The organism is Acidobacteriota bacterium (genome assembly GCA_022340665.1).
In the GTDB taxonomy this organism is placed as follows: Bacteria; Acidobacteriota; Thermoanaerobaculia; order Thermoanaerobaculales; family Sulfomarinibacteraceae; genus Sulfomarinibacter.
The window spans coordinates 1-20,048 of sequence record JAJDNM010000026.1 but is presented as its reverse complement, the minus strand read 5'-3'; the positions used below and the strand labels follow the sequence as shown (position 1 = coordinate 20,048).

Genomic DNA, 20,048 nt, shown 5'->3' with positions numbered 1-20,048 from the left:
GCTTGAGGCTTGGGGCCCGGGATTCGAACAAGCCTGAATCTCAAGCCTCAAGCCTCGAGTCCCAGGCCTTTTTGGATGTCGGATATTCGATGTTGGATATTGGATGTTGGATATCGGATGGTGAATCGCGATCGATTCATCCGCTGTTTCTCCCCGTGGGTGAACCCAACATCCAATATCGAAGATCCAATATCAAACATCAAAAAACAGCAAGCAGGCCTGCGGGATCGCGTATCATTCCCCCCATCGACAAATAGAAGCGAATGGAGTCCGCAATGCTCGACCTTCTCCTCGATCCCGGATTCTGGGCGGCGCTGTTCTCGGTGACCCTGGTGCAGATCGCGCTTGGCGCCGACAATCTCATCATCATCACGATTCTCGCCGGCAAGCTGCCGCTGGAACAGCAGAAAAAGGCGGTTCGCTGGGGCCTGATCCTGGCGATGATGTTCCGCCTCATCCTGCTCGCGCTCGTCAGCTGGGTGCTGAAGTACGCCGGCACGCCCTTTACGAGTTTCGATTTCGAGTTTCTCGGCATCAACTTCGTCGGTGCACTCAGCGTCAAGGCGCTGGTGTTGGTGGTCGGAGGAGTATTCCTGATCTGGTCCGGGGTTAAGGAGCTGCGGCACAAAATCAAAGGGGTCGCGCACGAGATCGAAGGCACGGCGACCTTCGGCAAGGTGCTCGGAACGATCGTCGGGCTCAACCTGCTGTTTTCGGTCGACTCGATCCTCACGGTGGTTGGCATGACCGACATCTACCTGGTGATGGCCCTCTCGGTCATCTTCTCTGTCGCACTGATGCTCGCCTTCGCGGGCCCGATCGCCAAGTTCATGCGCGAAAACCCGGACTTCGAGATCCTCGGCCTCTTCGTGCTGCTGCTGATCGGCTTCGTGCTCTTCCTCGAGGGCGGCCACGTTGCTCACCTGACGGTCAACGGCAGCGAGTTCCCCTACATCCCGCAGTGGATCACTATCTTTATCCTGCTGCTGATGTTCTCCGTCGACTTCTACCAGAACTGGCTCGAACGCAAGATGGAGAAGGCGCCGGTGGAACTGAACCGGCGGAAGAAATAGGGGTCTTTGCAGCCTTGAAGAGCCGCCTCCACCGCGTTATATTGCGCGGACCAGAACCAAGGAGGCAGGTAATGAGCACACAGGCACGTGTCGGAATCACTCTCGCTCTGGTCTGCGCGGTCGTCAGCTGCGCCGGTCCGACGGTGGACGACGACAAGGCCACACCCGAGGCGGGGCCCTACAAGCTCCGCCAGACGATCTTCTACGGCGGCGACATCCTCACCATGGCCGGCGACAAGCCGCAGTACGCCGAGGCCGTCGTCCAGCGCGAGGGGAAGATCGTCTTCGTCGGAAGCAAGGATGAGGCCATTCAGAGATTCAAGGGCAAGGCGGACGAGATCGACCTTGCGGGAAAGACCATGCTGCCCGGGTTCATCGATGCCCACTCGCACGTCGTACAACAGGCTCTGAAGTTCTCGGTGGTCAACCTCGATCCCTATCCCATAGGCGATGTTCGGACGATCGCCGACATCCAGCGAAAGCTGCGCGACCGGATCGAAAAAACCCGGCCCGAGCCGGGAACGTGGGTCTTTGGCTGGGGCTACGACGACACCGGGGTCGAGGAGCAACGCCATCCGACCCGGGAGGACCTGGATGCTGCGTCCACGGATCACCCCATCCTGCTGATGCACATCAGCGGCCACCTGATGGCCGCTAACAGCAGTGCGCTCGAGGCCGCCGGCATCACGGAGGAAACACCGGACCCCGAAGGCGGGAAGATCCGGCGCTCACCGGGCGGCAACGAACCCAACGGCGTTCTGGAGGAGACCGCCATGGCGGCGATGTTCGGCGCCATCCCCGCCCCGTCGCCGGAACGAGCGCTCGATATGCTCGTCCACGGCCTGTCGAAGTACGCCGAAGCTGGGATCACGACCGCCCAGGAGGGAGCGGCCTTGCCGCCGATGCTGAAGCTCCTCGAGCAAGGTTACGCATCGGGCATGCTGCCCATCGACATCGTCTCCTATCCGCTGTACGTGATGGCCGACGAGGCATTTCTCGCCGAGGTGGCGGCGTCGTGCCGGGAGTATGGCCGATACCGTATGGGCGGCATCAAGCTCGTCCTCGACGGCTCGATTCAGGGCTACACCGCATACTTCAGCGAGCCCTACCACGTCCAGCCCGAGAGCGGCGCGGAGGTGGAGGGAGACCGCTGCAGCTCCGACGCGGGCGTCAAGATGGTACTGGGCGTTGATGATTCCTCTGCAGCGATCCAAGCGCACACTGAGCAACCGGTGAACCGCGGTTTTCGCGGCTACGCCAGCATGACCCTCGACCAGGTGGTGACCTACCTGAGGATGGCTGATGATGCCGGCGTCCAGGTCCTGGCCCACACCAACGGCGACGCCGCCACCGACATTCTGCTCGAGGCCGTCGGGCAGGTCCGTGGCGACCGGCCCCGGCCCGACCTGAGGACCGTGATCATTCACGCCCAGACAATGCGTGAGGACCAGCTCGACGCAGCCGCCGCCCAGGGGCTGGTACCGTCGTTCTTCCCGATCCACGTCGAGTTCTGGGGCGACCGGCACCGCGACATCTTCCTCGGCCCCGAGAGGGCTGCGCGCATCGATCCGGCGCGATCGGCCCTCGATCGAGGGATGAGGATGACTCTCCACCACGACGCCCCGGTCGCCGGGATCGACATCCTCAACGTCGTGTCGTCGGCGGTCAACCGCCGCACCTCGAGTGGCAAGCTGCTCGGCCCGGAGCAGGCGATCACGCCGTACGAGGCGCTGCGAGCGGTCACTGCGGGCGCGGCCTGGCAGTACTTCGAGGAGAACCGCAAGGGGACCATCGAGGAGGGTAAGCTGGCGGACTTCGTGATCCTCGACAAGAATCCGTTGAAGGTGGACCCGGAGGCGCTGCGGGATCTCAAGGTCATCGAGACGATCAAAGAGGGCGAAACGGTGTACAGTTACAGCCGCTGAGCCACTCCACTCCGAAATACTCGCCAGCGTAGGGAGAAAAAGATGAGGATGAAAACCACGACCCTTGGCCACGCCCTGATTCTTACGGCCGCCGTCGCTCTGATGGCGGCTCCACCCGCCAGTGCGCAGGGCAGCACGGAGGACCTCGCCAAGCAGCTCGCCAACCCGATCGCGAGCCTGATCAGCGTGCCGCTGCAGCTCAACTGGGACCAGGATATCGGGCCGGTCGACGACGGAGAGAAGCTGCTGCTGAATATTCAGCCGGTCATCCCGATCACGTTGAACAGCAAGTGGAACGTGATCAGCCGGACCATCGTCCCGCTGGTTCACCAGGACGAGATTTTCCCGGGCGCCGGCAGTCAGACGGGCTTCAGTGACGTCGTCCAGAGCGTGTTCTTCTCGCCCAAGGACCCGACCGACAGCGGCTGGATCTGGGGGGCGGGGCCCGTTTTTCTGTTCCCCACCGGAACCGACGAGCTGCTGACCACCGACCAGTGGGGCATCGGCCCGACCGGCGTGGCGCTGAAACAGGACGGGCCGTGGACTTACGGCGCGCTGGCCAACCAGATGTGGTCGATCGCCGGCAGCGACGACCGACCCAACCTGAATGCGACCTTTTTTCAGCCCTTCCTCTCCTACACGACGCCGACCGCCTGGACGTACACCATCCAATCGGAAACGACCTATGACTGGGAGGATGCCGGCCTGGCGGTGCCGGTCAACTTGTTGGCCACAAAGGTCGTCAAGCTCGGCAATCAGCTCGCCAGCGTCGGCGGCGGCGTCCGCTACTGGGTGGACAGCACCGCCAACGGACCGGAAGGCTTCGCGTTCCGGGTCATGTTCACCTTGCTGTATCCGAAATGAGCGCGGAGAAGAAATCGAAGGAGAATTTCAGATGAAGATCGAGTCTCTTGTGGCGCTGCCAGTTCTCGTGTTGCTCGCGTGCGTGGTTTTCGCCTGCGCCACCGCATCGGCTGGAAGCTCGGTTCGAGGTACCGTGATGTACCGCGAGCGAATCGCATTGCCGCCCGGGGCGGTCCTGGAGGTCACCCTGCAGGACGTATCGCGGCAGGACGTGGCGGCGGAGACCCTCGGAAGCGTAACCATCGAGGACCCGGGCAGCCCGCCGTTTGCATTCGAAATACCGTATGACGCGGACGCCATCGACGAACGCTTCACCTACGCCGTCCGGGCCACGATCACGGCTGACGGAAGGCTCCTATTCACCACCGACACGACCTACCCGGTTCTCACCCGTGGTGCCGGCGACGAGGTCGAGCTGATGCTCCGTCACGTGGCGAGCGAACGCCCATCGTCACGTCCGAGTCTCGAGGACACCTACTGGAAGCTCACGCACATCGGCGACCAGCCGGCGCCTGCGCTCGAAGGACGGCGCGAGCCTCACATCATGCTCAGCTCGGAGCACGGCATGGTCGGCGGCACCGGCGGCTGCAACCGATTCACTGGATCCTACGAGATCAAGAAGCCGAAGATCACCTTCGGCACGCTCGCATTGACCAAGATGGCGTGCGTCGACCAGAGAGACGTCGATCAGGAGCTCGTGGCCGCTCTGGAGAAGACAGCCGGTGCTCGCGGGCACAAGGGACTTCTCGAGCTGATCGATGCCGACGGTAACGTCGTCGCGACGTTCGTGGCGAAGGAGTAGCGAGGGGACCACTGTTTCGGTGACAACGGAGGTTGTTGATGAGCGAATCCCTGCCAGCCGAAGGGGGTCGCATCGAGCTCCGTACGGCGACCCCCGACGACGTCGGGCTGATCCTCGATTTCATCCGCCAGCTCGCCGAATACGAGAAACTGTCGCACGAGGTGGTGGCGGACGAGGCCCTTCTCCGCCAAACCTTGTTCGGCGACCGTCAGGTCGCCGAGGTCGTCATCGCCTCGTACGACGGTGAGCCGGCCGGCTTCGCGCTTTTTTTCCACAATTTCTCCACCTTCCTCGGTCGCCCCGGGATCTACCTCGAGGATCTCTTCGTCATCCCGAGGCTCCGCGGGCGCGGTATCGGCCGCGTGCTGCTCTCGCACCTCGCCAAGCTCGCCCTCGAGCGTGGCTGTGGCCGGCTCGAATGGTGGGTCCTGGATTGGAACGAGCCGGCGATTCGCTTCTACGAGCGGCTCGGGGCACAGGAAATGGACGAGTGGACGGTGTTTCGGGTCACGGGCGACGCTTTGGAGAAGTTGTCAAAGCTCACCTGATACCGTCGAGAGATTGAACCTTCAACGTTTAACGTTCAAACGTTTGAACGTTGTGACCCTCAGCGCCAGACCACCAGGACAAGGTAGACAAGCGGAATGGCGAGCCCTGCCAGCAGCAGCCAGCGGCCGCGGCCGCCAAGGCCTTTTTTGCCCGGGATGATGAAGATTCCGGTGCAGGCGAGGATAAGTAGACCGACCGCGTAAAGGTCGGCGAACCAGGTCCAGAAGCCCTTGCCGGTGTTGAGGTGGAGGAAGTTCACCTCGAAGAATGCGAAGCGCCGCCGCACACGCTCGTCGATCACGCGTCCACCGGGCAGCCCCACGGTGAGCGTCCGCCGTTCGAGGAAGATCTTCAGCTCCTCGGCACTCATCCGGACCACGGATCTCGGCTCCTCCGCGATCCCCATGCGGCGCAGGACTTCGGTGCCGAGCTCGGGCGCCTCGGCGAACGGCAACACACCGACCTCGGCGACCCCCTGCCGTATGACGTAGCTCGGGTTCCAGTCGTCAACGTGGTTCACCGCCACGCCCGATATGGCGTAGAGCACCGTGAGTCCGGCGAAGAAGTAGCCGACATCGCGATGGGTCGCGATGATCAGCCTGCGGAGCTTCAAGTCCTCAGCCCGTCAGCCCTTGATGACGGCTCCGGTGCCCCGGATCAGATAGACGTATTCGTCGACCGCCGGCGCGTCGCAGCCGGCGCCGGTACCGTCGCGCTTGGGGCCGTCCTTGTCACAGTCCTCTCCCGGTTCGTGGCCGTGCGCCGCCGCCGTGCGCGCCTCGATCTCCTCCGGAGTCAGCTTGATGGCCTCGAAAACCCCCTCGGCCTGGGCCTCATGACCCATCGAGGTGTAGGGAAAGACGATCACGCCGTCCTCGACCTTGATCCGCACGCCGTTGCCGCTCTTCGGATTGGTCACCTGCATCCAGCAACCCCGCTTTTTGCAGACTCCGGTGATCACGCCGTCCACCCGAACCTTGCGGCCGACATAGTCCTGGGCGTTAGCGATCAACGTATCGATCGGAACCGCCTCGTCGAGGGTCACACCTTTGCCGTAGCTTTCGACGCTGCCGGCCGCCGCCGGCATTGCCGAGATCGCGACGAGCAAGGTAATGAGAATGAGAAATCGTTTCATGTTGTTGCCTCCGAAGAACTTATACCTTTTCCAGCGCCCGAATCCTCTCCTCTCGCGCCTCGAAAGTCAAGTGCAAGCCAGCTCCTCTCAGCTGGCGAAAAGCTCTGCCCGCACGGATCTCAGCGACAGCCATCGGCTCGAGGCAACGATCAGGTGGTCGTGCACCGCCACCCCGACGAGGTTTCCTCCCTTGACCAGGCGCCGGGTGAGGTCGAGATCGTCGCGGCTCGGATCCAGATCCCCCGACGGATGGTTGTGAAAGAGCAGGACGCCGCTCGCGCGGTCGAGCAAGGCCATGCGAAACAGCTCCGCGCCGTCCACCGGCGCCTGGGTACGGGTGCCGAGGCTCAGTTCATGGATGCCCAGTAAGCGGTGACGGCCGTCGAGGCTCATGAATCCGAAGATCTCCCGGCTCTCCCGCTGCAGCCTGCTGACCAGAAACTCCCCGGCGACCTGGGGTTGGTCCAGCCGTTGCGCGGTCATCATTTCCGCCTTCGCGAACCGCTGCCCGAGCTCGATCGCGGCGAGCAGGGATGCCACCTTGGCCGGGCCGAAACCGGGGCGGGCGGCCAGCTCACGCCTGTCCAGCCGGGCGACGCCTGCGAGCCCACCCGCGTCGGCGAGCAGGCCGTGGGCCTCGACTACTGCGCTGCGGCCCCGTCTTCCAGTACGAAGGAGGACGGCGAGCAGTTCGGCGTCCGACAGTGAACGCGAACCGAATTCGAACAACCTCTCTCGCGGCCGCTGCGACGGCTCCATTTCTCGTATGGACTGCGTCATCAGTTTCTCCATGGAGCGAACGCTCCATGCGTGGGCGGGAACCGGAACGAATATACCACTGCGGCCGGGTATCGGCGTTTTTCCAGTCTTTCCGCGGGGGAACTGCCCTCGACTCGATTGCACGGCTGTGGTAATAATTCTCGATAGAGCGTGGCTGTGCTTTCGAGCACCTTGGGGGGAAGCCAATGAAAAAAGGACTGCGGACTCGAGAAACCAAACAGCGGCGGGTCGTCTACGATACGGTCAAGGACACCAAGAGCCACCCGACCGCCGACTGGATTTTCGAGAAGGTCCGGCGGAAGCTACCGAAGGTGTCCCTGGGGACCGTCTACAGAAACCTCGGCGTCCTCAAGGATGAGGGTCTGGTGCGCGAGCTCTACGGAAACGACCGGCGAGCCCGTTTCGACGCAGACATGTCGAGTCACGCCCATTTCATCTGCATGAACTGTGATCAGATCATCGACGTCCGCGGCATCAAGGCAATCGAGTGGCGAACGCTGAAGGATCTGGTTGGTTGCGAGGTTGAAGACCAGGAGATCCTCTTCGGCGGTCGTTGCCCGGCCTGCCGGGAAAACGGCGACGGATCCCGATAGTCCGTCCTCAGTTCTCAACTCTCGATTTTCAATGTACGGGGCGCTGGCCCTGTCTCCTGCCGTCAGGCCGGGCGTCACCGCCGAGAACTGAAAATCGAGCATTCACTCTGCGACGACATCGGTGATCTCGGGCGCATAGAGCTTGATTCTCTCAGCCACGAAATCGGTCAGGGTCGATTGGGCCATCGCACAACCGCGGCACGCACCCATCAGGCTCACGGTCACCGTCGATCCATCGATCCGCCGAAGGGCGACATCACCGCCGTCTGCCTTGACGGCCGGGCGGACCTCTTCGACGGCAAATGCCACACGATCCTCGACGCTCCCTGTCGGCCACTCGATTTCGGTCATCACGCCTCCGTCCGCCATCCTCAACATCCCGAAGGTGGCGTATCATTCCCTCATGGCATTTCCGTCGAATTGTCGCGAACCTTTACCGTGCTCTCTCCGTTTGTAGGGGTTGAGAATGGATATGGCCGAGCTGGAGACCACGGTCGAGCGCTGTCGCGAGGGCGACGAGGACGCATGGAGCGCGCTGGTGAGCACCACCCTGCGCCCCATTTATCGTCTGTGCGCCAGCTATGCGCCATCGGCCGCGGAGGCCGAAGAGCTCTGCCAGGAGGTGTATTTCAAGTTGTGGGAAAACCTCCACAGATACAAGCCCGGTTCGAACTTCATGGCGTGGGCGTGGCGGGTGGCCAAGAACCTGATCATCGATTCCTACCGCCGCAGCCGAAGGGAGCGTGAGGCGGCCTGGCTCGATTCGGAGATCATCGACCATCTTCCGGGCTCCGAGGATCCACACGAGCAGACTGAAAGGAGGCAGCGCCTCCGCCTGATTGCGACCAGTCTTCGCCAGATCCCGGAGGAGCTGGCGACCTTGATTCTGATGCGGGATTTCGCCGGCCTCTCCTACAACGAAATCTCGGAAGCGACCGAACTCCCGCTGGGCACCGTCAAATCACGCCTCAACCGCGCTCGCCTCGAGCTCGCCACCTCGGTTCGACGCCGGACCCAGATTCGTGTGGTTCCCCCTGGAGGCCAGATGGTCGAGGGGAGCGCGTAATGCCCGGCTGCACCGAGATCCGCGACCTTTTCAGCCTCTATCTCGAGGGAGATCTCGAGCAGAAGCAGGTGCAGGCGGTGCGCGAGCACGTAGCCGAATGCGAGGACTGCGCGGGCATTCTCGAGACCATGCAGGGCATCGTCGAGGTGGGCTCATCGCTCGGAAATCTGGAGCCACCCGACCAGCTGATGTCGGATCTGGCCTCGTCGCCGTGTACGAGATGGCTGGGCCTGCTCTTCCAGGCGATCGACCGTGAGATTTCGCAGCACAATCTCGAGCGCCTCCTCACCCACCTCGAGGCCTGCCCTTCGTGCCGTCGCACGTGGCAGGACATGACCCTGGTCCACCAGGTCTGCGGCGCGATCGAGCCATCGCAATACCTCCTCAAGAGATGCATCGCCGCTCGCGAGAAACCGGCCGAGGTGCGTCCTATTCTGAACCGGCGGATGGCGACTGCGGCCGCCTATTTACTCGCCGTGTTGACCTCGCTGATCATCGGCAACCCGGTCACGCTCGCACGCAGCGGAGCGGGCGAAGCTGTCAGCCGTGTTGCCGACGCGGTCGGCACCGAGGTGAACTCAGTCGCCGAAACCGGGCGGGGAGAAGCCCGCATCATCCTGTGGCGGGCGTGGAAGTGGGGTGAGAGAAAGGTCGAAGCCCTGCGCGGCTTTCTGGATCGAGACGATGCGCCAGAGGAGACAACGAATGAGAGCCCCGATGACGGGCGAGGAGACATCTCATGACCGACGACTTCAACGAATCGATCGAAAACGACGCAGCCGAAGCTCCACACAAGCCGACTCCGCCACTCCCTCCGCCTCCTGGAGAAGAACCGCCCGCACCTGAGCCGATCGAGCGCGCGCCCGTGCCCGTCTACGATCCGGGGCCCGATCTGCCAAAATCACCGCCGCTCGCTGCGATTCTGTCCATCTTTTTGCCGGGCCTGGGACACCTGTACGTCTGGGCCTACGAGCGGGCGTTCATGATCTGGGCCACGATCGCAGTGTGCGTTCTGATGATCATCAACGGATACTGGCCATTTTCGTTTTTGATCGCCTTCGTTTACTTCTTCGGTATCTTCGATTCCTATCGCGAGGCCCAGTTCTTCAACCTGCGCGCGATGGATCGGGATACCCCGGCGCCTCGCTCCGACAACCAGGGGCGCCTGATGTTCGGTGTGTTTCTCGCAGTCGTTGCCGGGATCGTGTTGGCCGACAAGCTGGATCTCTTCGACATGGACTGGATTCTGGACTGGTGGCCCGTTCCCGTCCTCCTGCTCGGCATCTATCTCATCGTCGCAGCCATCAGGGACCGGAAGAAACCGAGCTCCGGGGGCGGGTCATACGGCGACTCCGACACCTTCTGATCGAATCATCAACCGAAAACGGCCCCGGCGGATTCACCAGGGCCGTTTTTTTGTCGAATTTTCCCGATCCGGGTCGGGCGCGGCGGCCGCACCGTCCCTCCGCCCGCCGCTGTGATAGAAAACACAAAAGGAGTGAGGCGCCCTGTGCTGCGGAGCAAACCCTTGGTAGGATGAATTCACGGCATGGAAACGAACCTCAGCATCTCGGTGGTAATCCCCACATACAAGAACCGCGAACAAACGTTGCGGTGCCTGGCCGCATTGTGGCTCTGCAATCCGCAACCGGATGAGGTCATCGTCATCGACGATGGAAGCGCCGACAATACCGCCCATTCGGTTCTGAGGAAGTATCCCAGGCATGTTGTGGTTCGACTTCCGGCTACCCACGGTTTCGCCGCCGCCGCGAATCACGGCATGGCCCGCGCATCGGGCGACCTGCTCTTTCTGCTCGACACGAACACCGAGGTCGATCCATCTTCGACCGTGGCCATCCTCGAGGCATTTTCGCAAGAGCGCGATCTCGGTGTTGCCGGAGCAGCACTGAGGCATCCCGACGGTGAGCCGCGATGGAGCGGCGGCCACCTGCCGAGCCCGCTGCAGTGTTTTGCCTATGCGTCAGGGATCCTGCCGATCACTGAACGCTTGAAACCCTGGAGATGGCTCCGCAACCACTTCAGTCACCGTGGCGTCGAGGTCGACTGGCTTTCCGGCGCGGTTGTCGTCATCCGACGGTCGCTCTGGGAAGAGATCGGACCGTTTTCGGCCGGCGATCCATTGCGCAACCAATGCATCGGGCTCTGCCTCAAGGCGAGAGAAGCGGGATGGAAGGTGCGCGTGAGCCCGGGGTTTTCGGCCGTTTATTCTGCCCGACCGGCGGCAGACGGCAACTCCGGAACCAAGCAGAACGACTACCAGCTTCTATGGAATGATCTCCTCCAACACACCGACAGCCGCGTGCAGGCTTCGGTCGCGAGCCCGTCACGTCGAGCTCTGCTGGTGGGCGGAAGACTCCGGGTCTTCGGTCGGAGGTTGGCTGCACCGTTGGTCCCGAAAGAACACAGAGCCGAGTGGCGGGCCGAAACAGAAGCCTGCGCAAATTCCCTAAAACAAAGCGCCATGCCGACTTCCGACGTTTCGACCGAGCGCCAACAGATTTCGACCTGAGCCGAGACCAGCCGCGTTCCGCTTTCGTGTGATCGTCAGTCCGTCGCGAGCTGCCCCGGCGACAATTTAACGAGAATGGCGCTCGCTACAACCGCAGCAAGCGTGTACACGATCGGGGCGACCAGCGACGGGGCAACTACACCCTTCGACGGGATCCAGCTCAGGTTGAGGCCAACCGACAGCGCCAACGCTCCCACCATGTTCCAGAGCGACACTCTCTGGCGGCGCCAGGCTGCAAAGACGGATCCCATCGACATCAGGGCGAAGGCCCCCGGCAAAGCCCACGCCAGTCGCTGCAGGAGGGGCACGGCGAGCGCGAATTCGCGGCCGAAACTGACCATGACCAGAGGCTCGGCGACCCATCGCAAAACGAAGGCGCACACCAGACCTGCGGTCGCTCCCGCCATGCTGGCAGCCAAACCGGGACGACGCGGAAGGTGGCCGCCTTCCGCCATCCTCGAAAGGCTCGGGTAGGCCGCCAGCGCCACCAGCTGGGGAATCGCCAGCAGCGCCCAGGCGATGGTCCCGGCCGCACCCCACAACCCGATCTCTGCGGTTTGAACGCCGAGCCCAGCCAAAAGAAACCGGTCAGAATGGGTCACGAGCTGGCTCACCACCGCCAGTAGCATGAATGGCAGCCCCTCGCGCAACAGTGTTGTCGCGGCGACGGCAGACCCGGCATCCGCCAAATCCGTCGATCGGGTGAAAAGCCACACGAGACCGATCGCCGAGCCGATCGAAAACGCGATGCCTGCCGTCCATGCCGGCCAACCCGCGGCGGCGCCGACCGCGATCAGGGCCAACGCGATTCCGACCTCGACGCCACGCGCGCGGACCTCGACGTCCATTCGGTCGAGGCCCTTGAAGGCAGCGCCGATTGTAACAGTGGCGGTGCGCAGAAGCGCGTAGGGCAGGAACGCGAGCAGGGCCAGCCGAAGCTCCCGATTTCCCACCAGCAGGGCGGCAACGGCCGCCGCGGGAACGAACCACCACGCAAGCCGGCTCTGCACCACCTGCGCGACTGACAACAGTCCACGCGCACCACCCGGCGAGCGCGCCACCTCGCGGATCAAAACCTCCTGCTGCCCGATCGCGAGGATCAGGATGGTGGTCATCGCTGCCGAGTACGCCACCGAAAAGGTGCCGACACCGGCCGGCCCGTTGGTCCGCGCAATCAGCACCGTCGCCAGAACCAGGCCGCCTTTGACGGCTGCCTCGCCAATACCGAGCCAGAAAGCGTTTCGGACCACCTGTCTCATGTCGTTCGGATCATAGACCATCGGCCAGACCCTGGACGTGTTCACGCTACAATCGGCCAATGGCATCCGACTCGAAACTCCCGGTCGTCATATTCGGTGTCCTCGTCGCTCTGATCGCGATTCCCTTTTTGTTGGCTCACCTTCGCGAGCAGAGGAGGCCGCTTTTGATCGAGGCCCGCGTGGTCACCGCCAGCGCCGCCGACCCAGTCTTTCGGGAAGGGGAGCGCCACATTCCAGCCGGCGAATCGGTCGAGGCCGCCGTGGCCCTCCGGTTCGGTCGCCGAGGTGAGGATGGTCGCTGGATGTCGCCGATCGAACGGCTGGTAATCGACGGTCGGAACACAGACCACGAGAGATCGGGCACGTGGCCCGAGGCCGGGCGCTCATTGCGGGTGTTCTGGTTCTCCGTCGAGTGTGCAAATCTTGGCGGCGCCCTCACCGCAGAAAACGCCCGTGAGCGCCTCGAGTACAGGACCTTCCTGGCGCCCGAGATGGGGCGAGGTCTGCTCGCAGAGAGACTGCCGGAAGCCCACAATGACGACCACGTCGGCCCGCAACAGGTCCCCGAACAAGACATCGCCGGCACCGTGAGACTGTATGCGAGAGTCGAGCTGGTGGAAGCCGAGGACGACGTGCGGCCGCTGCAAGCCGTTACCACGCTCGGCAGCGACGCCATTTTCGACCCGAAATTTCCTTCCATCTATCACTCTGCGGACCTCGGTGACGGAATCGATGGGTCGGTTGGAGAGCTTTTCCGCCTTCCAGGCTTCGAACCGAGAAGCGAAACCGGACCCTGGAATGACGTCACTGTCGCGGCATTTGGCCGGCCATTTACCGATCTCGTATCCGAGAGGCTGGTCGTATCCTCCCGGACGCTTGCCTCGGTTGCGGTCAGCGGGAGCCCGGATCTCGATCCGGCCGATCTGGCCTCGCTCGGGAGGCTCGAAGTCACAACGGACAAGGTGACCTCCAGGGGAGGCACACTGCACTGGGGCACCGAGGTGAACCCGGGCGATCTGCTGGTCGAAGGCGATCGCTGGCGCGTGTTACTGGAGGATGACGGCAACGGCGATCTCGACCCGGCTGATGCTGTCCTCCATTGTTGGGGCCGGCCGCCGGAGATGACGACGCTCTGGGCTTCCCTCGAAAACGAAACCGCAACGATGGAGCTCATGCGCCATGAACGCTGAGCCCTCGATCGAAATCGAAGATCTGACAATCAGTTTTCCGAGTTCTCGCGGTGACTGGCGCCACGCGGTCGAGGGATTGACTCTGAGAGTGGGCGCCCGGGAGCGTGTTGGCGTAGTCGGCGAATCAGGCAGCGGTAAGAGCCTCACCTCTCTCGCGATCATTGGACTGGTCCCCGAACCGGGACGTGTCACAGGGGGATCGGTGCGCGTTGCCGGCGTCGAAGTCTCCGAGATGTCGGGCTCCGATCTCTTGCAACTGCGCGGTCGCGTCATCGGAACGATTCTCCAGGAACCGGCCGAAAGCCTCAATCCCGTTTTCACGACAGGATTTCAGATCGCCGAGACAGTCGCCGTCCACCGCCATCTCGGACGGGCGGACGCAGCTCGAGTATCGCTCTCGTTGCTGGGCGCCGCGGCGATTGACGCACCGGAGGAGATTTTCCGAGCCTATCCCCATCAGCTCTCCGGAGGCCAGGCGCAGCGCGTCATGGTCGCCCTGGCCCTGGCCGGAAAGCCCCGCCTCCTGATTGCCGACGAGCCCACCTCCGCTCTCGATTCACTGACCAGGTCGCAGGTTATCGAGCTCCTCGACCGGGTGGTCACCGAAAGGGGTATGGGGCTCCTCGTGATCAGCCACGATCTCGCAGTCGTCGCCAGTCTCGTCGATCGAATCGCGGTGATGTTCGCCGGCCGGATCGTCGAGGAAGGTCCTGCGGAATCGGTGTTTTCCGAACCACTCCATCCCTACACGAAAATGCTCCTTGCTTCGACCCCGGGCAGCGGTCAGATCGACAGCGCCGCGTCCCCGATTCATGGTTTCCTCGAGCGTTCGATCTCGCACCGGGGATGCCGGTTTGCCGATCGCTGTGACCTTGCGACCGACTCTTGCAGAGACCTCGAACCTGATCTTGAGGACCTCGGCCAGGGGCGTCGGGTGCGCTGCCCGGTGGTCACGTCCGGGAGAAAGTCCGAGGATGGCTCCTCCTGATCCCCTTCTCGTCGCCGACGGTCTGTGCCGCCAGTATCAACGCCGCGGCAAGAAAGGCGCCGGTAGACGCACGGTCATGGCGGTGGACGATGTCAGCTTCATGCTCGAACGGAGAGAGAGCCTCGGGATCGTCGGCGAGTCGGGATCCGGAAAATCAACCCTCGCCCGGCTCCTACTCGCTCTCGAGGTGCCGGATAGGGGCACCGTGCGTTTCGACGGCCAACTCATCAGCGACGTGGCGGAATCCCGCATCCGTCCGCTCAGGCGGCGGTTCCAGGCCGTATTCCAGGATCCCGGCATGTCCCTCGATCCCTGCCTGACCGTCGCCACCATCGTCGCCGAACCTTTGGCAGCACACGGCATCGGCAGCGCGACGGATCGCCGCGCCAGGGTCGCGGACCTACTCGCCCAGGTCGGTCTGCCGCCGGACGTTTCGGATCGGCTGCCGAGGGCTTTCTCGGGTGGGGAGCGACAGCGGATCGCGTTTGCCCGCGCGCTCGCAACCGAGCCCGAGCTTCTGATTCTCGACGAACCGGTCTCCTCGCTCGACGTATCTGTTCAGGCGCAGATCCTCGACCTGATCGCAGATCTGAGGTCGAGGCACGAGTTGGCAATCGTCCTGATTTCCCACGATATCGGGGTTGTTCGCCATGCGTGCGAACGGCTCGCGGTGATGCGTGACGGGTCCTTTGTCGAGGTCGGCCGCACCAGCGACATCCTGAACTCACCCGTACACCCCTATTCCCGCGCGTTGCTCGACGCCTCGTCGGCACCGGGCCACCGAGGTCGTCGACCGAGCGGTGACCTGGCGGAGTGACGGATACGTCTCCATCGGATATACTCAATCTCGTCGTGCCGAATCTCGCCGATCTCATCACCACCCTTGCACCCCACGCGATTCTGTTGGCTCTCGCCCTGCCACCGGTGATCCGGATCGTCGGGCACTGGATACCTGAAGAGCTCTTCATGGTCGCCATCGGCGTGTTGGCCGCCAGCAGTCCATCCGCCGGCACTTCGGCGATGATCCTCGGTGCAGTCCTGCTCAGCCATTTCGTCACCGACCAGGCGGTCTACCTGGGCGGTCGCTGGCTGCGCCCCAGACTCGGACGCTTTCCGAGGATCGAGAGAAGCCTCGCAGCGGTCACCGATCGGCTTTCCTCGAACCCGACTGCACTTCTCGGATTGGTACCGGCGCGGGTTCTCCCACTCGGTCGCGGCGCATGGCTCGCAGGGTGCGGCGTGGTCCGCATCCCGTGGCCCAGGTTCGCAGTCATCGACGCGGCGGCCCTGGTGATCCACCTCTCGGTCTGGTCGGGCCTTGGCTGGTTCTTCGCGGGCGATGTCGGCAGATTGGCGGCAACGACTGACGCCGGGCATTTCTTCGGCTTGTGGGCGGCGGTGGCCATACTTGCGGTCGTCACGACGCTGATTCTCTGGAACTCGCGCCAGGTGTGGCAGCCGCGCACCGCCCGTGTGATGCGCCGCGCCGGGAGTTCCCTCACCCGGATGGGCAGGAACTCACGGACCTCCTGAGCGTCACGCGAAGGGACTCGGGTTCGGAACCTCGCGACAACCGGGCTCGCCACGACGATTGATACAATGAGTCTGTCATGCTCAACACCCTCGAGCAGATTCGTACCGCGTTGTCATCCGCCTATCCGATCACCCTCCTCGTAAGCCCGGAGGAGGACCGGCAAGAGAGGCTTTTGCGTCGTTTCGCTTCAGCCGCCAAACCGGAACCACTGCCGGTCATTGTCTGGAACTGCGTCGATGGCTTCCTCGACAACGGATCCGACGTTTACCGGGACCCCATGAAGGCCCTCGAGTGGATCGCTGCCGACGGGCCGAAGGGCCTGTACCTTCTCAAGGACTTCGAAAGCGTCAACCAGGACAAGCACCTCCGCCGTGCGTTGCGCGACACTGCGATGAAAATCCGCAACACCGACAGATTCCTGTTCATGCTCCAGCAGGACGCCGCGTTGCCGGAATCCATCAAGCCCTTGACCTACGTCGTCATATCCATGTTCCCCGACGAAGGAGAGCTGAAGACGCTCGTTTCCTCCCTCCTCGACGGCAAGACGGCCGACAAACCGGACATCGATCGCCTGGTCGGCTCTCTCAAGGGGATGTCCCTGACCGAGGTGGAGCACCTCTTGCGGCGTCTGCTCGACCGGCACGAAGCGCTCGACGAAGACTTCTTCTCCGCAGTGCTCGAAGAAAAGGAGCAGATTACCCGCAAGGAGGGGATCCTCGAGTTCGTGCCCCCGGACGCATCGCTGGCCAAGCTCGGCGGTCTCGATCAGCTCAAGGAATGGGTCGGGGAACGGGGCAGCCTTTTCGACCCTGACTCCCGGCGACAGAACCTCCCCAGACCGAGGGGCGTCCTGCTGATGGGCATCTCGGGCTGCGGCAAGAGCTTGGCGGTCAAGATCATCGCCCGTGAGTGGAAGCTGCCGTTGTTCCGGCTCGACATGAATCTCGTCTTCGCCGGCGTCCAGGGTTCGGCGGAGTGGATTTTTCACCGCGCACTCGAAGCGGTGGAGAGCGTGGCACCAGCGGTACTGTGGATCGACGAGATCGAGATGGGCATCGCGGGTTATCACGAGGGCGAGACAGGCTCCAACACGCGGATCTTCTCGACCTTTCTGACCTGGATGCAGGAACATCGGTCGGACGTCTTCGTAGCCGCGACGGCCAATCGCATCAACCTTCTGCCGGCCGAGATCCTGCGCAAGGGCCGCTTCGACCAGGTCTTTTTCGTCGACCTGCCCAACGACGAGGAACGCAAGGAAATTCTATCGATCCACCTCGCCAGGAACGGGCTCGACCCCGCCACCTATGACCTGATTCTGCTCGCCTCGGCCACGCGGACGTGGAACGGTGCGGAGATCGAACAGGCCGTAAAGTCCGCGGTCATCACGGCCCACGCGCGTGGCAGCGAGGTCACTCAGAATGACCTGCTGGCGGCCTTCGGCAAGATCATTCCGCTCTCGCGCACCATGGAAGAGCAGCTCAAGGCGATTCGCTCATGGGCGAGGAATCGCGCGCTGCCTGCCACCAAAGTCGAAAAACCGGCAATGTGAGCCGGACGTCCGCCGGTTCGACCCGGCTTCTCGTGACCTCAGCTCGAAACGGGGAGCGCCTCGACGTTTTCCTCGCAGCGGTCACCGATCTCAGTCGCCGTGCCAGCAGACGGCTGATTGCGGACGGCCTGGTGGCGCGAAACGGAGAGGTGGTCCGAGTTCAATCACGGGCACTGGAGACCGGCGACGTCATCGACATCTTCCATCCCGAACCCGATTTCGATCCGGACCCATCATCGGCCTGTCCGACGGTGGAGATACTGCACGTTGATCGGTGGATCCTGGTTGCCGACAAACCGCCGGGGGTTCTCTCACAGCCGGCCGAGCGCGAGTCCCCGGACGATCCACCCGCCTTCGACGAGCAGGTGCTGCTTTTTCTCGCTCACCGTGAAGGCGCGAAGCCATTCTTGCGAATGGTCCACCGCCTCGATCGCCAGACGAGCGGCGCCGTGCTCTTCGCTCGACGCCCGGATGCCCTGCCGAAAATCTCCCGGGCATGGGCCGACCACCAGGTCGAGCGCTATTACATTGCCGTCGTTGAAGGGCACCCAGATGAAGTGTCCTTCGCGCTCGACCGCGCCATCGCTCGCGATCCGAATCACCGGTGGCGATTTCGATGTCACGAACGTGGCAAACCGGCACGTACCGAGGTTGAAGTTCTGGCCGCGCTCGAAGAAGACCTTTGTCTGGTTGGATGCCGGCTGGTCACCGGACGCACCCACCAGGTCAGGGTTCACCTTGCCGACGCCGGCCATCCGGTGCTCGGCGACCGGTTGTACGGCTCGAACCGAGCCGGGCAGGCAGGCCGACCGCTTCTGCACGCAGCGGCACTCAACTTCCCCCACCCAAAAACTGGTGACACGCTTCGCGTCATCTGTCTTCCACCGCCCGATTTCGTCCCGTTCATCCCCGAACGACTCTCGATTCTCGACTCCTGACCCCCGGCATCGATTGCTTTGAGGGCGCGCCGGAACTCCAAGATCACCATTCCGAATTCCGAATTCCGAATTCCGATTTCGCGGGCTATAATGCCTCAGTGACCTGGGGATTTGCTTATTTGCTCATTTTTCTCGGCGGGTTCACTCTCTCCCTCGTCACCGGCTTTGCTCGGCGCCTACTCCACCCCACCGAACTATGTGACCACGTCGTCGTGCCGTCCCATGAGCACATCGAGGGCCTGCGTTTCCCAGCCGCCGATGTCCTGGCTTCGTTCCTGACCGTCTTCGGTTTTGTTTCGCTTGCGGTTCACGGTGTGACTCCCCTGGCTCCTGCAAAGGTGATGACGATCGGCGCGATTGCCGGAGCGATCGGGATCTTCGCCTTGAGGTCCTGGCTGTTCAAAATCTGCGATCCTTCGGAGCAGCTCAACGGTGAGTTGAACCAGGTGCGCGTTGTCCGAGAGATACCGGCAAAAGGGTACGGGCAGGTCGAACTCTCGCTCGAGGGAGCTCAGGTCAAGATGGCCGCCCGGACCGACCAATCTCGTCCGATTCCGGTCGGAGCGATCGTCCAGATTCTGGACCGATCCGAGTCTGTGGTTGTCGTCAAGCCGCGGACCCGTGCGGAATGACAACCCGTCAACGGGCAACATCCAACAAATGACTGCTTCCGCCATCGTCCTGGCCAGCGGCTCACCCCGTCGCCGTCGCCTTCTCGAGATGCTCGGCATCGACTTCGAGGTTGTCCCTGCCGAAACCGATGAGACTCCGCATGGAGGCGAAGCACCGATCGCATATGCCTCCCGCGCAGCTCGGGAGAAGGCATTCGAGGTCGCAGAACGTCGCCCGGACCAGCTGATTCTCGCGGCGGATACGGTGGTCGATATCGACGACCAGATCGTGGGGAAACCGGAATCCGACGAGGACGCGGCACGTATGCTGCAACGGTTGTCCGGTAGAACCCATCAGGTGCATACGGCGCTGGCGCTTGTCTTCGACCGTCGGTGCCACGGAATCGTTGATTCCGCTCATGTGCGATTCGTCGATCTTTCCGATGAAATGATTCGATGGTACGCGGCCACCGGTGAGCCGGCGGACAAGGCCGGCGCCTACGCGGTCCAGGGATTGGGCGGGCTTCTGGTGGCCGGTGTCGACGGTTCACCGCACACCGTTGTCGGCCTGCCAATTCACCGTCTGCCGGAACTCTTCGCCGCCCACGATCTCGACTTCTGGGACAGGCTCAGACAATTTTGAATTCTCAATTTTGAATTTT

General features: G+C 62.9%; 23 protein-coding genes. 18 read left to right on the top strand and 5 right to left on the bottom strand.

All coding sequences use genetic code 11. The features are described 5' to 3' along the window. Nucleotides 1–275 precede the first annotated feature (275 nt). The 5 genes from LJE93_03635 (at nt 276) to LJE93_03615 (ending at nt 5,212) form a co-directional block, all read left to right on the top strand. A complete protein-coding gene (locus tag LJE93_03635) occupies nt 276–1,073 on the top strand; it encodes a TerC family protein (GenBank protein ID MCG6947993.1) in 798 nt (265 codons plus the stop codon). A 71-nt stretch (nt 1,074–1,144) separates the two neighbouring features. Further along, a complete protein-coding gene (locus LJE93_03630; GenBank protein ID MCG6947992.1) occupies nt 1,145–2,998 on the top strand; it encodes an amidohydrolase in 1,854 nt (617 codons plus the stop codon). A 42-nt stretch (nt 2,999–3,040) separates the two neighbouring features. Further along, complete coding sequence (locus LJE93_03625) at nt 3,041–3,862, top strand: transporter (GenBank protein MCG6947991.1); 822 nt, start codon at nt 3,041–3,043, stop codon at nt 3,860–3,862. Between the two features lie 31 nt (nt 3,863–3,893). Further along, nucleotides 3,894–4,664 carry a YbaY family lipoprotein gene (locus LJE93_03620; protein MCG6947990.1) on the top strand — a complete coding sequence of 257 codons (771 nt, stop codon included), beginning with the start codon at nt 3,894–3,896 and terminating at the stop codon, nt 4,662–4,664. 38 nt (nt 4,665–4,702) lie between these two features. Further along, on the top strand, nt 4,703–5,212 hold the full coding sequence (locus LJE93_03615) for a GNAT family N-acetyltransferase (protein MCG6947989.1): 510 nt from the start codon (nt 4,703–4,705) through the stop codon (nt 5,210–5,212). A 59-nt stretch (nt 5,213–5,271) separates the two neighbouring features. Here the strand turns inward: LJE93_03615 and LJE93_03610 are convergent, their stop codons facing one another. From LJE93_03610 to radC, 3 genes are all read right to left on the bottom strand, one after another. Further along, entirely contained in the window at nt 5,272–5,826 is a 555-nt protein-coding gene (locus LJE93_03610) for a PepSY-associated TM helix domain-containing protein (protein MCG6947988.1), read from the bottom strand. Between the two features lie 12 nt (nt 5,827–5,838). After that, nucleotides 5,839–6,348, bottom strand: coding sequence for a DUF4920 domain-containing protein (locus tag LJE93_03605; protein ID MCG6947987.1), 510 nt, complete (start codon nt 6,346–6,348; stop codon nt 5,839–5,841). Between the two features lie 87 nt (nt 6,349–6,435). Continuing rightward, nucleotides 6,436–7,128, bottom strand: coding sequence for a DNA repair protein RadC (gene radC / locus LJE93_03600; GenBank protein MCG6947986.1), 693 nt, complete (start codon nt 7,126–7,128; stop codon nt 6,436–6,438). A gap of 185 nt (nt 7,129–7,313) precedes the next feature. On the opposite strand from radC, the gene LJE93_03595 reads away from it, so the two are divergent. After that, a complete protein-coding gene (locus tag LJE93_03595) occupies nt 7,314–7,721 on the top strand; it encodes a transcriptional repressor (protein MCG6947985.1) in 408 nt (135 codons plus the stop codon). A gap of 102 nt (nt 7,722–7,823) precedes the next feature. Here LJE93_03595 and LJE93_03590 read toward each other — a convergent pair whose 3' ends face one another. Next, nucleotides 7,824–8,072 carry a NifU family protein gene (locus LJE93_03590; protein MCG6947984.1) on the bottom strand — a complete coding sequence of 83 codons (249 nt, stop codon included), beginning with the start codon at nt 8,070–8,072 and terminating at the stop codon, nt 7,824–7,826. A gap of 115 nt (nt 8,073–8,187) precedes the next feature. On the opposite strand from LJE93_03590, the gene LJE93_03585 reads away from it, so the two are divergent. The 4 genes from LJE93_03585 to LJE93_03570 all read left to right on the top strand — a co-directional run bounded on the left by LJE93_03585 (nt 8,188) and on the right by LJE93_03570 (nt 11,317). After that, the gene (locus tag LJE93_03585) at nt 8,188–8,787 is read left to right on the top strand and encodes a sigma-70 family RNA polymerase sigma factor (protein ID MCG6947983.1); all 600 of its coding nucleotides are present in this window, start codon (nt 8,188–8,190) and stop codon (nt 8,785–8,787) included. Beyond that, the gene (locus tag LJE93_03580) at nt 8,787–9,530 is read left to right on the top strand and encodes a zf-HC2 domain-containing protein (GenBank protein MCG6947982.1); all 744 of its coding nucleotides are present in this window, start codon (nt 8,787–8,789) and stop codon (nt 9,528–9,530) included. The genes LJE93_03585 and LJE93_03580 overlap by 1 nt, the downstream gene beginning before the upstream one ends. Next, nucleotides 9,527–10,153 carry a hypothetical protein gene (locus LJE93_03575; protein ID MCG6947981.1) on the top strand — a complete coding sequence of 209 codons (627 nt, stop codon included), beginning with the start codon at nt 9,527–9,529 and terminating at the stop codon, nt 10,151–10,153. The genes LJE93_03580 and LJE93_03575 overlap by 4 nt, the downstream gene beginning before the upstream one ends. A 183-nt stretch (nt 10,154–10,336) precedes the next feature. Beyond that, entirely contained in the window at nt 10,337–11,317 is a 981-nt protein-coding gene (locus LJE93_03570) for a glycosyltransferase (GenBank protein MCG6947980.1), read from the top strand. Between the two features lie 35 nt (nt 11,318–11,352). Here LJE93_03570 and LJE93_03565 read toward each other — a convergent pair whose 3' ends face one another. Continuing rightward, nucleotides 11,353–12,576, bottom strand: coding sequence for an oligosaccharide flippase family protein (locus LJE93_03565; GenBank protein MCG6947979.1), 1,224 nt, complete (start codon nt 12,574–12,576; stop codon nt 11,353–11,355). A gap of 59 nt (nt 12,577–12,635) precedes the next feature. Here LJE93_03565 and LJE93_03560 point away from each other — a divergent pair, with 59 nt between their 5' ends. The 8 genes from LJE93_03560 (at nt 12,636) to LJE93_03525 (ending at nt 20,029) form a co-directional block, all read left to right on the top strand. Beyond that, nucleotides 12,636–13,766, top strand: a complete 1,131-nt coding sequence (locus tag LJE93_03560) for a hypothetical protein (GenBank protein ID MCG6947978.1) — start codon at nt 12,636–12,638, stop codon at nt 13,764–13,766. Then, nucleotides 13,756–14,754 (top strand): ABC transporter ATP-binding protein, encoded by a 999-nt coding sequence (locus LJE93_03555; GenBank protein ID MCG6947977.1) that lies wholly within the window; start codon nt 13,756–13,758, stop codon nt 14,752–14,754. The genes LJE93_03560 and LJE93_03555 overlap by 11 nt, the downstream gene beginning before the upstream one ends. Continuing rightward, nucleotides 14,741–15,571: an ATP-binding cassette domain-containing protein gene (locus LJE93_03550; protein MCG6947976.1), complete on the top strand. Its 831-nt coding sequence runs from the start codon at nt 14,741–14,743 to the stop codon at nt 15,569–15,571. The genes LJE93_03555 and LJE93_03550 overlap by 14 nt, the downstream gene beginning before the upstream one ends. Before the next feature lie 35 nt (nt 15,572–15,606). After that, complete coding sequence (locus LJE93_03545) at nt 15,607–16,287, top strand: hypothetical protein (GenBank protein MCG6947975.1); 681 nt, start codon at nt 15,607–15,609, stop codon at nt 16,285–16,287. Nucleotides 16,288–16,364: 77 nt separating this feature from the next. Then, nucleotides 16,365–17,837 (top strand): AAA family ATPase, encoded by a 1,473-nt coding sequence (locus tag LJE93_03540; GenBank protein MCG6947974.1) that lies wholly within the window; start codon nt 16,365–16,367, stop codon nt 17,835–17,837. Then, the gene (locus LJE93_03535) at nt 17,834–18,775 is read left to right on the top strand and encodes an RluA family pseudouridine synthase (protein MCG6947973.1); all 942 of its coding nucleotides are present in this window, start codon (nt 17,834–17,836) and stop codon (nt 18,773–18,775) included. The genes LJE93_03540 and LJE93_03535 overlap by 4 nt, the downstream gene beginning before the upstream one ends. A 98-nt stretch (nt 18,776–18,873) precedes the next feature. After that, the gene (locus LJE93_03530; GenBank protein MCG6947972.1) at nt 18,874–19,407 is read left to right on the top strand and encodes a hypothetical protein; all 534 of its coding nucleotides are present in this window, start codon (nt 18,874–18,876) and stop codon (nt 19,405–19,407) included. Nucleotides 19,408–19,435: 28 nt separating this feature from the next. Further along, complete coding sequence (locus LJE93_03525) at nt 19,436–20,029, top strand: Maf family protein (protein ID MCG6947971.1); 594 nt, start codon at nt 19,436–19,438, stop codon at nt 20,027–20,029. Nucleotides 20,030–20,048 lie beyond the last annotated feature (19 nt).